This is a genomic window from Corynebacterium sp. KPL4072 (assembly GCF_037908395.1).
In the GTDB taxonomy this organism is placed as follows: domain Bacteria; phylum Actinomycetota; class Actinomycetes; order Mycobacteriales; family Mycobacteriaceae; genus Corynebacterium; species Corynebacterium kefirresidentii.
The window spans coordinates 113103-125397 of the sequence record NZ_JBBMGE010000009.1; the positions used below are offsets into that span (position 1 = coordinate 113103).

11 protein-coding genes are annotated in these 12295 nt (G+C 57.5%); 7 read left to right on the forward strand and 4 right to left on the reverse strand.

Annotated features, from left to right (window positions below; translation table 11 throughout):
• Positions 1-4 precede the first annotated feature (4 nt).
• On the forward strand, positions 5-1327 hold the full coding sequence (locus WMP97_RS10150) for a DUF2254 domain-containing protein (protein ID WP_340440439.1): 1323 nt from the start codon (positions 5-7) through the stop codon (positions 1325-1327).
• A 24-nt stretch (positions 1328-1351) separates the two neighbouring features.
• Here the strand turns inward: WMP97_RS10150 and WMP97_RS10155 are convergent, their stop codons facing one another.
• Complete coding sequence (locus tag WMP97_RS10155) at positions 1352-2716, reverse strand: PFL family protein (protein ID WP_340440440.1); 1365 nt, start codon at positions 2714-2716, stop codon at positions 1352-1354.
• The gene (locus tag WMP97_RS10160) at positions 2717-2986 is read right to left on the reverse strand and encodes an ACT domain-containing protein (RefSeq protein ID WP_049360814.1); all 270 of its coding nucleotides are present in this window, start codon (positions 2984-2986) and stop codon (positions 2717-2719) included.
• 102 nt (positions 2987-3088) lie between these two features.
• On the opposite strand from WMP97_RS10160, the gene WMP97_RS10165 reads away from it, so the two are divergent.
• The 5 genes from WMP97_RS10165 (at position 3089) to WMP97_RS10185 (ending at position 7463) form a co-directional block, all read left to right on the forward strand.
• The gene (locus WMP97_RS10165) at positions 3089-3763 is read left to right on the forward strand and encodes an NAD(P)H-binding protein (RefSeq protein WP_340440441.1); all 675 of its coding nucleotides are present in this window, start codon (positions 3089-3091) and stop codon (positions 3761-3763) included.
• Between the two features lie 21 nt (positions 3764-3784).
• Positions 3785-4750 (forward strand): nucleoside hydrolase, encoded by a 966-nt coding sequence (locus WMP97_RS10170; protein ID WP_340440442.1) that lies wholly within the window; start codon positions 3785-3787, stop codon positions 4748-4750.
• A gap of 147 nt (positions 4751-4897) precedes the next feature.
• The gene (locus WMP97_RS10175; protein WP_340440443.1) at positions 4898-5644 is read left to right on the forward strand and encodes an ECF transporter S component; all 747 of its coding nucleotides are present in this window, start codon (positions 4898-4900) and stop codon (positions 5642-5644) included.
• Positions 5644-6336 (forward strand): energy-coupling factor transporter transmembrane component T family protein, encoded by a 693-nt coding sequence (locus WMP97_RS10180; protein WP_340440444.1) that lies wholly within the window; start codon positions 5644-5646, stop codon positions 6334-6336. The genes WMP97_RS10175 and WMP97_RS10180 overlap by 1 nt, the downstream gene beginning before the upstream one ends.
• The gene (locus WMP97_RS10185) at positions 6327-7463 is read left to right on the forward strand and encodes an ABC transporter (RefSeq protein ID WP_301715736.1); all 1137 of its coding nucleotides are present in this window, start codon (positions 6327-6329) and stop codon (positions 7461-7463) included. The genes WMP97_RS10180 and WMP97_RS10185 overlap by 10 nt, the downstream gene beginning before the upstream one ends.
• Positions 7464-7537: 74 nt before the next feature.
• On the opposite strand, the gene WMP97_RS10190 is transcribed toward WMP97_RS10185, so the two are convergent.
• Complete coding sequence (locus tag WMP97_RS10190; protein ID WP_049378160.1) at positions 7538-8113, reverse strand: TetR/AcrR family transcriptional regulator; 576 nt, start codon at positions 8111-8113, stop codon at positions 7538-7540.
• A 190-nt stretch (positions 8114-8303) separates the two neighbouring features.
• On the reverse strand, positions 8304-11117 hold the full coding sequence (gene can, locus WMP97_RS10195; RefSeq protein WP_204370200.1) for an aconitate hydratase: 2814 nt from the start codon (positions 11115-11117) through the stop codon (positions 8304-8306).
• Positions 11118-11444: 327 nt separating this feature from the next.
• Here can and WMP97_RS10200 point away from each other — a divergent pair, with 327 nt between their 5' ends.
• Entirely contained in the window at positions 11445-11918 is a 474-nt protein-coding gene (locus WMP97_RS10200; RefSeq protein ID WP_049378156.1) for an Rv1476 family membrane protein, read from the forward strand.
• Positions 11919-12295: the final 377 nt, after the last annotated feature.

Consider the following 12295-nt stretch of genomic DNA (forward strand, 5'->3'; position numbering starts at 1 on the left):
GCATATGAAGACGCTGCTGGAGAGGATGCCCGCCTGGCGGGAGAAATTTTGGCTTATCCCGGCTGTGGCGGTGGCGATCGCCGCAGTGGGTGCGGAGCTGCTTATTGCGATTGGTAGCACTTTCGATGTGGCAGCCACGCCTTTTTATGATGGCAGCGCTGATAGCGCGCAGGGCATTTTGAGCGCCGTAGCTACGTCCTCGCTGTCATTGGCCGGCACAGTCTTCTTCATCACGCTGACCGCACTATCTGGTGTGGTCACGGTGATGGGCCCACGCCTTTTACATGAGTTTTTAAAAGACCGCTCCATCCAATCTACTTTGGCGATCTATCTTGCCACTTTCACCTTTGCGCTGCTGTCCCTCCGCGCGGTGCGCACTGGCGGCGATGGGGAAGAAGAGCACGTTCCTTCATTGAACGTGGCGGTGACGGTTCTGCTGGCCCTCGCGTGCGTGGTGTTCCTTATCTACTTCATTGTGCATATTGCGCAATCGATCAGCATGTCCCACGTGGTTCACGTAGTTGCACAAGACGTAGAGGACCACATGCGCCGACTTATCCAGCGCGGCGAGCAGGAAAAGGAGGCTAAGGCGCCGGGGCCGGAATTTTACGAAGCTGCGGAGAAGCGGCGCAGCAGCGAGACTGGTTACCTTAAATTCGTGGATTATGACGCCATCGCGCAGGCGGCGGCGCAGGAGAACTGCGCGGTGCACCTGGGCGTGGCACCGGGAGACTTGGTGCTGGAAGGAGAGGTCATCGCACACGGCGTGCCGCATTTGCCGGAAGATATTGAGCGTCACATCGTGCTCACGCAGCACCGCGAAAATGCCTCGGCCCACGACCCACGATTTACCGCCCGGCACCTCGCGGAAATCGCCGCCCGCGCTTTGAGCACCGGCGTCAATGACCCCTATACGGTCATAGACATCATTGACCGCTTTACCCAGATTCTTACCGTGATTGGGGATAAGCGGTTGCCGCAGGGCATTGTGCACGTGGCTGGGCAATTCCGGCTCGATTATCAAACCTTTAGCTACGAGGAAATTGTTGAGGCGATGTTCGCGCAGATTCGGCGCGATGCGGCAGATAATGCAGAAATCTACCTTAGCCTGCTGGATAACTTGGCCAAGGTCGTTGCCCTGTTGCGTACTGCTGAGCGCCGGGGCGTGCTTGCCGACGCCGCCCGGGCCATCTCCTCCGATGCCCGCCGCCAAGTCTGTGGCGAGGTGGAGCGACACCAGCTGGAGTCTTCTTACCAGCACTTCCAGGCCAACTTAGCCGAATGGGCGGAGTCGGAAAAACCTGGCGAAGAGCACGCCGCGGACTAGGCCGCGGCGCGGTTGCCGCTCTCCTTAGTTGCGGAATCCATGCACTGGGGCGGGGATGAAGCCGCCGCGGTTAATGAACTGCGCATTACCCACTTTATTGACCGGGATTACCGGTGCGTAGCCCAGGAGGCCGCCGAAGCTCACCTCGTCGCCCACCTGGGCGCCAGGAACCGGGATCACGCGTACCGCCGTGGTCTTATGATTCATCACGCCGATAGCGGCCTCGTCAGCAATCATGCCCGAAATGGTCGCGGCCGAGGTATCGCCCGGCAGCGCAATCATGTCAAAACCCACCGAGCAAATGGCGGTCATGGCCTCCAGCTTGTCCATGGAGATAGAGCCGGACTTAACCGCATCGATCATGCCCTTATCCTCGGAGACTGGGATGAAGGATCCAGACAGACCGCCGACGCGGGAGCAGGCCATCATGCCGCCCTTCTTTACGGCGTCGTTAAGCAGAGCCAAAGCAGCGGTTGTACCGTGCGCGCCTACCTGGTCTAGGCCCATGTGCTCAAGGATGTGGGCCACCGAATCTCCCAATTCGGCAGTAGGGGCAAGCGAAAGGTCGATGATTCCGAAGGGCACGCCAAGGCGCTCGGAAGCCATGGTGCCCACCAGTTGCCCGGCGCGGGTGATCTTGAAAGCGGCCTTCTTCACTTCTTCCGCTACCTGGTCCAGGCTCGCCCCTTCAAGTGATCCCAAGGCGCGGTCGACAACACCTGGGCCAGAAACGCCGACGGAGACTACGCAATCGGGTTCTTCGATGCCGTGGAACGCGCCGGCCATAAATGGGTTGTCACCCACAGAGTTAGCAAAGACCACCAGCTTGGCGCAGGCAATGGCGGAATTGTCCTTGGTCAGCTCGGCGGCTTCCTTGATAACCTCGCCCATCTTCCTTGCCGCATCCATGTTGATACCGGCGCGGGAGCTGGCGATATTGACGGAGGAACACACGACGTCAGTCGTAGCTAGCGCTTCTGGAATGGAACTGATGAGCTTTTGTTCCGCGGTGGTCGCGCCCTTTTCTACCAGAGCGGAATAGCCGCCTACGAAGTTGACTCCTACCTCCTTGGCTGCCTTGTCCAGTGCCTTTGCGGCGTCGACGGGGTTTCCTGCTACACCGGCTACTACCAAGGATATTGGGGTGACGGAGATGCGCTTATTCACGATGGGGATACCCAGCTCGCCCTCGATGCCTTCGCATACCTCCACTAGGCGCCCGGCCTGCTGCGTGACGCGGTCATAGATGGCCTGGCAGGTAGCTTCCATGGTGGATCGGGTACATCCAAGGAGCGAGATGCCCATGGTTACGGTGCGGATATCGAGACGATAGTTCTCAATCATCTCGATGGTGTCCAAGATATTAGTGGTATTAAAACGCGTGTTCATTTAAATCTCATTCATGGCGGTGAAGAGGTCTTCGGACTGAATGCGGATGGACTGGTGCTTTTCTTCCGCCACGGGGCGCATATGCTCCTTGATGGTCTGGATGGAGACCTTCTCCGCATCAAATTCGACGCGCAGAATCATGGTGAAGTAGCCGCCCATGAGCGTTTGGGAGACGTCAATGACGTTGATATCGAGTTGGGCAAGGGTAGTGGTCACCGCGGCGATAATGCCGGTGCTATCGGCTCCGGTGACAGTCATAATGGCATACATGCGTGCAATTCTATCTGCTCGCTGCAGCTACCGCCGCCATTTTGCCACCAGCGATGGCCGAGGCGCTGCGGAAAAGAGGCTGCGTTGTTACGGTGGGGAAGTATGACTGATAAGAAGAAGATTCTGTACATCGGTGGACATGGCAAGGTCGGCCTGTTGGCCGCCCCAAAGCTGGTGGAGGCCGGCCACGAGGTCCACTCCCTTATCCGCAACCCTGAGCAGAAGTCTGAGATTGAAAAGCTCGGCGCGACCCCAGTATTGGCCGATATTACTGAGCAGACCGTTGCGCAGTGGGCGGAGCTTTTCGCCGCTTATGACGCCGTAGTGTGGGGCGCTGGCAACGGCGGCCGCGGTGGGGCAGACCTTACGTGGGCCGTGGACCGCGATGGTGCTCTCGCTACCGTTGACGCGATGGAGAAGTTGCAGCAAGAAGGCGAGAATCTGCCTACCTACCTCATGATTTCCTATGTCGGTTCTCAGGAGGCCACCACGGATCCCGCCGACGAGAAGTGGTATGCCTACGTTGAGTCCAAGAAGGAAGTAGACAATCGCCTTGCTCAGGCAGAGTTTCCGCACCTTATCCTCAAACCAGCGATGCTGACCGAGGAGCCAGCACAGGGGCTGGAGCAGATCGAGGATAAGGCGCTACAGGAGTCCATGACTTCTTCGCGCGAGCTGGTCGCCGATGTCATCGTCGAGGCCCTCGGCCGCGAAACCCTGCCGGAATCCCCGCTCGCCTTTGTAGATGGCGACAATCTAGTGAGCTCCATCAAGTAAGGCGTTAGACTGGCTGGCACTATGATTGCCACGCCTCCAGCTGTTTTAATTGATAGTGACCCCGGCATAGATGATTGCCTCGCCTTGATGTATTTGGCGGGTCTTCATCATGCCAGGGAAATTGAGCTGGTGGGAGTTACCACCACAGCCGGCAACGTCGAGGCTTATCAGACTGCGGCCAATGCCCGCTGGATCCTGGATCTATGCTCGCTTGCCGATGTCCCCGTAGCCCCCGGCTTGCCCCGCCCCTTAAAGGTCGATCTCACGACAACCCCTGAGACCCATGGTCCGACGGGGTTGGGCTATGCCACAGCACCTACTACCACGCTGCACCACCGCGATTGGCAGCGACTATGGATAGAAGCACTAGGCGCCCATCACGACCTGCAGCTGATTGTTACCGGGCCGGTTACCAATCTAGCTGCGTTTGAAAAAGCGCAGAGCGAGGCCGCCGCGCAGTTTGGTGCCATTACCATCATGGGCGGCGCGGTTAACTACCGGGGAAATACCACCCCGACCGCGGAATGGAACTTTTGGGTTGATCCGCATGCCGCCGCCCAGCACTTTCATTCATCTGCCCCGTGCGTTCCCACCACACTATGTTCGCTTGAGCTAACAGAGCAGTTTCTCATCACCCCACAGCGCCTAGAAGCGGTCATGGAATTGTTGCACGGACACCCTATGGCACAAATCCTGCCGGATGTGTTGCGCTACTATTTTGAATTCCACCAAGCGCAGGGGGAAGGCTATCAGGCCCAAATCCACGACCTTTTGACGTGCATGATCGCCTTGGGGCAGATCGACTTTGACGTTGTAGAAACTACCGTTGATGTCGAAGCGGAATCGCCGCTATTGCGGGGGACGAGCGTTGCGGACTTGCGAAACCACTGGGGCCGGGCCCACAACGCACGACTGGTTACGAGCGCAGATATGGAAGCCGCGCATCAAGAATGTCTGCGGGGGTTTACACTATTGGCTTCACGCTAGTGGCTTTTAATGAGCAGAACCTCTACTATTATCCGCGGCGCACGTGCCGTGCGGGATCGCTTTCCGAGGTGACATAGGAAAGCAGCACCATCCGCGGTCGGCGTTTTTCTATGCCCTTTTTTCTATTTATGGATTTGGACTTTTATTGTGTCACAGCTTTCTCTCACCCCCGCCCGCAAGGCCACGGTCATCGCGGGTGCATTAATCGTAGCCGCGACTTGGATTTACCTGGTGCTTTTGCGCCCCACGGACTGGCATTCTGTTGCTGGTTCGACTGAAGCGCTCGTTACCCTGAGCGGCTATCTTATCGGCGCCGCGCTCCTGCTTGCCGGCACCGTGCCGACTTTACCAGCGCGTACCATTGCCATCATCCCGGTGGCGCTGGTCCTTAATATTGTCGTTGGTGAAATCATTGGTTCAATCGGCATCCCTCTCTATATCGATTCCGTGGGAACTATCCTGGTAGCCGCGCTTGCCGGTCCCATTGCTGGCTTGGCTACCGGCACGCTGTCTTCTGTCGTCTGGGGCTTCCTCAACCCCGCTGCTTTGCCTTTCGCTGCAGTGTCCGCCGCCACGGGATTCCTATCCGGATTCGTCATCAAGAAGGGCGCATTTACCAAGGTATGGTGGGTCATTCTCAGTGGCGCCGTCATTGGCATTGTCTCCGGCATGCTCGCCGCCCCTGTCGCTGCCTTTGTTTATGGCGGTACTGCGGGTCTTGGTACGGGCGCGGTTGTTTCGCTCTTCCGTGAGCTGGGCAATTCCCTTATCGCCTCGGTTACCCTGCAGTCCTTCATCTCAGATCCCCTGGATAAAGCGCTGGTTTTCCTCATCGTCTGGGCAGCGGTAAAAGCTTTGCCGCAACGCACCCGTGAATCGCTGCAACCACGCTGATGAGTCGCCTTCATCCTGCCACCGTAGTCACCATTGCGGCCTGCGGCTGGATCCTTACCTTGGCGCTGAACACCCCAGTGGCGTCGGCAAGCGTCATGCTCGTTGCCCTTGCCAGCGGCACTGTATCTACCCGCAACGCCTCCGTGATTTTGACTACGGTTGCACTGAGCGCGCCAGCGGCCCTTTCCATGCTGGTCATTCATGCTCCCTACGGGGACACCCCAGTTGCGCCTTTGCTTACTGCCGACGGCCTGATGCTCGCCGGTAGCCTCAGCCTCCGCTTCTGTGCGCTCATGGCCTGCTTCATCGCAGCAATGGCGGCGCTGCGCATCGCGGATATCGCCAAATGGCTGCAAATCTCCCGCGCCGGACACAAGGTGGCGTATGTGGTTGGTTCCTCCCTACAGACCTTGCCCCAAGGTGCGCATGCCTGGCGATGCGTCCGTGAAGCCAACCAATTGGCCGGAATCACCATAACCTGGCGCAATACTATCTCTCGCGTCATTATTCCTGTCATCGCTCGCCTCCTCATCCAAGGAACTCAACGCGGCCAAGCCCTGGCCGCCATCGGGTTCGACCAGGAAGGGCAACGCAGCTTATTGCGGCCCGTTGCCGATTCCAGGTTGTCCCGAGTCTTACGCTTCCTCATCCCGCTAGTGTGCCTTGCGGTGGTGATTGCTAGATGGATCTAGCCCACCTTCGCCCTACCCCTGGGGCCATCATCCAGGTACTCGTCGATCCTGATAAAGCAGTAGAAGATGTTGCGGCGCAGCTAGCGGAATCTTTATCCACCGCAGCAATCATCGGCACGGATGCTTCCGCACAAATTAGTTTCCTGCGCGAGACCTGTATTGAAGAAGTAGTACTAGGCCTGGAAAACGCGGGTGTGCCTGCGGAGGAGATGCAAGTCCGCGGGGAGCATATGCTTAGCGCAGTGGGCCTTTCTGCCTACTGTGAACATGACCCCGCGCAGCTGTCTGGTGGCCAAACTCGCAGATTAGCCGCAGCCTGTGTGGCCATCCGCGAGCCCGCGATCATGATCATTTGTGAACCCGCAGCTGGCCTCGATTCAGAGTCGCGCGCACAAGTGATTAACCTTCTGCAGGCAATGCCGCATACCTGCGTTATTGCCGTATCGAGTACTACCTGGCCAGAGCTAGGCGGAGAAATCATAGGAACAGAACCACTCGTAGCACCCCTCAACCTGCCGCGGGTATATGCGCGCGGGCGGCAGGGGAGCATAGGCCCGCTAATTGCCCAGCGAGGACCAAAGAAGAAAAGGTGGTGGCAATTTTCCCAGCCCACCGGAACAACTTTTAGCGTCGGCCCCGTAGAAATCCCCACCGTGGAAGCCGGGGTGACATGGTTGCGCGGCAATAATGGTAGCGGTAAAACGTCGCTCTTGCGCGCCGCCGCCGGGCTTGATGGCGGGGGAGTTGTACGAAATCTTCCCGCCCTTGCTATGCAGTCGCCGTTTGACCAGGCGGCATTTTCCACAGTGGAGGAATTTGTACCCAATGAAGCTTTGCGCAACCTGCTGGGATTAAATCCTGCTGATCATCCCTTAGATTTGTCATCATCACGCCTGCGGCTTGCGCAAGTGGCCCACGTTATTGGGCAGCACCGCCAGAAGGTGCTGCTCGACGAGCCAGATACCTTGCTTTCCGCCGCGGACCGATGGCTCATGCACCAACTAATCCACTACGGCCTACAGTCCGGCAGTGCCTTAGTGGTTACTTGCCATGATCCGCAGTTTGTGGCGGAAATATCGACCTATGCCCAAGTCACGGAAGAGAAATTACCGTCACCGCGCCGCTGAGCCCATGCAAAAAGCTCCCGGCTATTGCGCGTTTCAAGTAACAAGCAGCCGGGAGCAGGACTGTTCAGACGGGATTAAGACAGATCCGCCTGACCGCCACGGATAGATTGCTCTACTAAGTCAAGGACTTTTTCCAGCTCTGCGGTTTCGCCCAAGGCGAGCCGGTTGATGAACCCATCCATAAACACCTCTAGATAGATAGCCAAGGTGTCGATTTCAACATCATCGCGCAGGCGGCCCTTGTCCGCATTGGACGCCAAGCGTGCGCGCACGGCCTCGCCACGAACCGACTGGTTTTCCTTCCACCTAGCGGCGAAGGAAGGATCAGTGCGGAGGAGGGATGTGATTTCCAAGCGAGTGGCTAGCCAATCGTGACGCTCAGGATGTTGGAGCATCTCACGCATTACTTCAACCAAGCCATTGTGGGCTACGACCTCGGCCTGACGAGCGGCATCTTCTTGCGCCAAGGCAAGAAAGAGAGACTCTTTGTCACCGAAGTGGTGAAAGATTGCGCCGCGGGACTTGCCCGTTGCCTGTTCTAGTAGACGAACTGTAGCTCCCTCGTACCCGTGCTCTGCAAAACACCGGCGAGCGCCTACGAGAATGTCGTGCCGACGGCGGCTGAGTTCAGATTCGCTGACGATTGGCATAGTAGGCAACTCTCCTTCATGGGGAACGTCTAAAGAATAATAAATCAGTAATTTTGAATAAGAATAAAATCTATGCGACGAAACGCGGGGCCGCAGCGCCCTCTACTGGGGAGGGCGGTGCAACCCCGCGTTATCGACCGAACCTAAGCCCTTAGCCCCTTCAGGGGCCTAAGGAGTGTGCGGAAAGCGCCTAGCTCTTGACCATCTGGCGCAGGACGTACTGCAGGATGCCGCCGTGGCGGAAGTAGTCAGCCTCACCCGGGGTGTCAATGCGGACGTCAGCGTCAAACTCGACGGTTTCGCCGGACTCCTTGGTGGCGGTGACGTGGACGGTCTTCGGGATGGAGCCTTCATTGAAGGCGGTGATGCCCTCAATATCGAAGGTTTCAGTGCCATCCAGTCCCAAGGACTCGTGGGACTCGCCCTGTGGGAACTGCAGTGGGATAACGCCCATGCCGATCAGGTTGGAGCGGTGGATGCGCTCGAAGGACTCAGTGATTACAGCCTTTACGCCAAGCAGGTTGGTGCCCTTTGCAGCCCAGTCACGGGAGGAACCAGTGCCGTACTCCTTACCAGCGATGACTACCAGCGGAATGCCGGCTTCCTTATAGTTCTGGCAAGCATCGAAGATGAAGGCCTGTGGGCCGCCTTCCTGGGTAAAGTCACGGGTGTAGCCACCAGTGACATCGACCAGCTGGTTAGCCAGGCGAATATTCGCAAAGGTACCGCGCATCATGACCTCGTGGTTACCACGGCGAGAGCCCAGGGAGTTGTAGTCCTTGCGTGCAACGCCGTTTTCATCAAGGTACTGCGCAGCCGGGGTGCCCGGCTTAATAGCGGAAGCGGGGGAGATGTGGTCGGTAGTGACGGAATCGCCGAGCTTCGCCAGAACGCGCGCCCCCTTGATGTCTTCAAGCGGGTTTGGCTCGGTAGGCATGCCATCGAAGTAAGGAGCCTTGCGGATGTAGGTGGAATCCTCATCCCACTTGAAGGTCTCGCCTTCCGGCACATCCAAGTTGCGCCAGGCATCGTCGCCCTTGAAGACGTCGGCGTAGTCAGCCTCGTACATCTCACGAGAAATGGCAGACTGAATGGTGTCCTCGATCTCCTGCGGGGATGGCCAGATGTCCTTCAGGTAGACATCGTTGCCTTCCTTATCCTGACCCAGGGGCTGTGCATCAAAGTCAAAGTCCATGGTGCCGGCAATGGCGTAGGCAATGACCATGATTGGGGATGCCAAGTAGTTCATCTTGACGTCCGGAGAGATGCGGCCCTCGAAGTTGCGGTTACCGGAAAGTACCGCGGTGGCGGCAAGGTCATTTTCATTGATGGCTGCGGATACCTCATCCGGCAATGGGCCGGAGTTACCGATACAGGTGGTGCAACCGAAACCGGAGAGGTAGAAGCCCATTGCCTCGAGGTCCTTCCAGAGATCTGCACGCTGGAAGTAACCATCAACAACCTGGGAACCAGGGGCACAGATGGTCTTAACCCACGGCTTTGACTGGAGGCCCTTTTCTGCTGCCTTGCGAGCAATAAGACCTGCGCCCACCATCACGGATGGGTTAGAGGTGTTGGTACAGGAAGTGATGGAGGCGATAGCGACCATGCCGTGGTCCAAGGTGAACTCGCCACCATTCTGGGACTCAACGGTAATCGGGTTGGAGTGACGGCCCTTTGCACCAAGAGCGGAGGACTCGCCGTGGCCTTCGCGGGCCCTGTTCAAACCGCCGGTGACGTCTTCCATGGCCGGAGCGCCGCCTTCTGCGGACATGCGCTTTGCCTCAACAGAGGTTTCGTCGACGCAAACCTCGTCGGTGGTGTAGTTAGCCAAATCCTTGCGGAATTGCTCCTTGGCCTCGGTCAGCAGGATACGGTCCTGCGGGCGCTTTGGGCCAGCAATGGAAGGAACGACGGTGGACAGGTCCAGCTCGAGGTACTCGGAGTACTTTGCCTCCGGGGCATCCTCTTCCAGCCACATTCCCTGCGCCTTGGCGTATGCTTCAACGCGGTCAATCTGCTCCTGTGGGCGTCCGGTGAGCTCGAGGTACTTGGTGGTCTCCTCATCAATTGGGAAGATTGCCGCGGTGGAACCGAACTCAGGGGACATGTTGCCGATGGTGGCGCGGTTAGCCAGCGGAACGGACTTGACGCCGTTGCCGTAGAATTCTACGAACTTCTGGACAACGCCGTGCTCGCGCAGCATCTCAGTGATGGTAAGTACGACGTCGGTTGCGGTAACGCCGGTGGGAATCTCACCGGTCAGCTTGAAGCCGACGACCTTCGGGATGAGCATGGATACCGGCTGTCCAAGCATCGCAGCCTCTGCCTCGATGCCGCCAACGCCCCAGCCAAGAATGCCCAGGCCGTTTTCCATGGTGGTGTGGGAGTCGGTACCGATACAGGTATCAGGGTAAGCAAGGCCCTCGTTGTCGAATACAACGCGGGACAGGTACTCGATATTTACCTGGTGGACGATGCCGGTTCCTGGAGGTACAACGCGGAAGTTGGAGAAGTTCTCAGCACCCCAGCGAAGGAACTGGTAGCGCTCTTCGTTGCGCTGGTACTCAATTTCAACGTTCTTTTCCAGTGCATCGGTGGAGCCGAAGGCCTCAACGATGACGGAGTGGTCAATAACCATCTCAGCTGGGTTGAGCGGGTTGACCTGATCCGGAGTACCACCCAAGGCAGAGACAGCCTCACGCATGGTAGCAAGGTCAACAACGCAAGGAACGCCGGTGAAGTCCTGCATGAGGACGCGTGCTGGGGTGAACTGGATTTCGGTGTCTGGCTCTGCTTCCGGGTCCCAGTTTGCCAGGGCGTTGATGTGGTCCTTGGTTACGTTCTTGCCGTCCTCATGACGCAGCAGATTCTCTGCTAACACCTTGAGGGAGTAAGGCAACTTCTCCAAGCCGGAGACGGAGTTGATGTCAAAGTAGTCATAAGACTTGCCGTTGACGTCAAGGGTCTTCTTGGCCTCGAAGGAGTTCAAGCTTTCAGTCACAGGGAGCTCCATTCCTTGTTGATAAACAGTGTGTTCTGTTTGGTACTCGTCGTCTGTCGTTACCGCGGGGCGGTGCTCTGCGTCTTCGGTCACTAATGTGACAGGACGCGACCATGGGGCCCGCAGTGCTGAAGGCGACAAAGAACGCGATGGTTCACCTAGATATTGTAGAGGCTAAAACCTTCGGTCGCTGCCATTGTAACAGTACAAGCGTTCTGTTTCACCTTTTCGGGAAAACCGGCGAGTTGAGGAGTTGGGTCGCTTCTAGCTGCCCGTATCTTGGGGGAGAAGTAGTTTAGGGGCCCTATATATAAGGAAGGGATTCGCATGGTTCCCGCAGGGGTAGATATATCTGACTTGGCGAATCAGCTCAAAGACGATGGCGTGGCCTATACGGCCACGGCGCTTAGCCACAATGCCACACTCAATGCGGATGTGAGCAAGGGGTTGCGGGACGGCGACGGTGTTGCCGTAGTTGATGTGATGAATGTTCGGGCCCCCGACGTCCGCGACATCGCCCAAGAGCTTCAAGATGCCACGGGATTGAACACAGTCATTGTCCAGACCCCACAGCATGTCTCTTCGGTCAGTGATACTTATAGTCGAGCCGATATTGAGTCAGTACAGGCGCAACTGGCGCCCGGGCTTGACCAGGTGGACCTACTGGCTAAGTACTACGGGGGGCTAGACCAAATCAGCTTCCCGGTGGCAACAATTGTGGGTGCGGTTGCTGTGATTGCTGTGTTTGTCTTGGTTAGCTCTTTCATGGTGGCAAACCGACGCAAGTCTGAAGGGCTGTAAGCGGACCCCAGGGGCATGAAAGGCAGGGCGCCTCGACATTGAGCGCTGGATCCGAGATTCCAAGTAACGCCTCTTGAACAAGGTGGAGACTGTAGGAAAATAGGTTTGTTCGAAAAAGTTTCAGATAAGTAGCTGAAACTTTTGCGAACCGTTTTAGGAGGAAAGTAATTTACGTAAAGACCGCCAGGGGATGGGGTAAAGGTGCCGGGCGGCGATGAACAAGTTGCTGTCTCGTTTATCCGTAGGGGTGATGAAGGCGTCTAAAAGTTGGGCGCCGAAGCAGGGGCCCGTATCCGATGACAAAACGATTAGGGGTGTCGGTGAAAGGTGCGGGAAGGGCAGGGGAGGGGACAAAGTCAACTCTTAGGGGTTGACTC

Excerpts from the sequence above, each read along its gene's own strand:
- WMP97_RS10160 (WP_049360814.1), bottom strand. The coding sequence starts at position 2,986 with ATGTATGCCATTATGACTGTCACCGGAGCCGATAGCACCGGCATTATC.
- WMP97_RS10150 (WP_340440439.1), top strand. The coding sequence starts at position 5 with ATGAAGACGCTGCTGGAGAGGATGCCCGCCTGGCGGGAGAAATTTTGG.
- WMP97_RS10190 (WP_049378160.1), bottom strand. The coding sequence starts at position 8,113 with ATGCCAATCGTCAGCGAATCTGAACTCAGCCGCCGTCGGCACGACATT.
- WMP97_RS10155 (WP_340440440.1), bottom strand. The coding sequence starts at position 2,716 with ATGAACACGCGTTTTAATACCACTAATATCTTGGACACCATCGAGATG.
- WMP97_RS10185 (WP_301715736.1), top strand. The coding sequence starts at position 6,327 with ATGGATCTAGCCCACCTTCGCCCTACCCCTGGGGCCATCATCCAGGTA.
- WMP97_RS10165 (WP_340440441.1), top strand. The coding sequence starts at position 3,089 with ATGACTGATAAGAAGAAGATTCTGTACATCGGTGGACATGGCAAGGTC.
- WMP97_RS10180 (WP_340440444.1), top strand. The coding sequence starts at position 5,644 with ATGAGTCGCCTTCATCCTGCCACCGTAGTCACCATTGCGGCCTGCGGC.
- WMP97_RS10200 (WP_049378156.1), top strand. The coding sequence starts at position 11,445 with ATGGTTCCCGCAGGGGTAGATATATCTGACTTGGCGAATCAGCTCAAA.
- WMP97_RS10170 (WP_340440442.1), top strand. The coding sequence starts at position 3,785 with ATGATTGCCACGCCTCCAGCTGTTTTAATTGATAGTGACCCCGGCATA.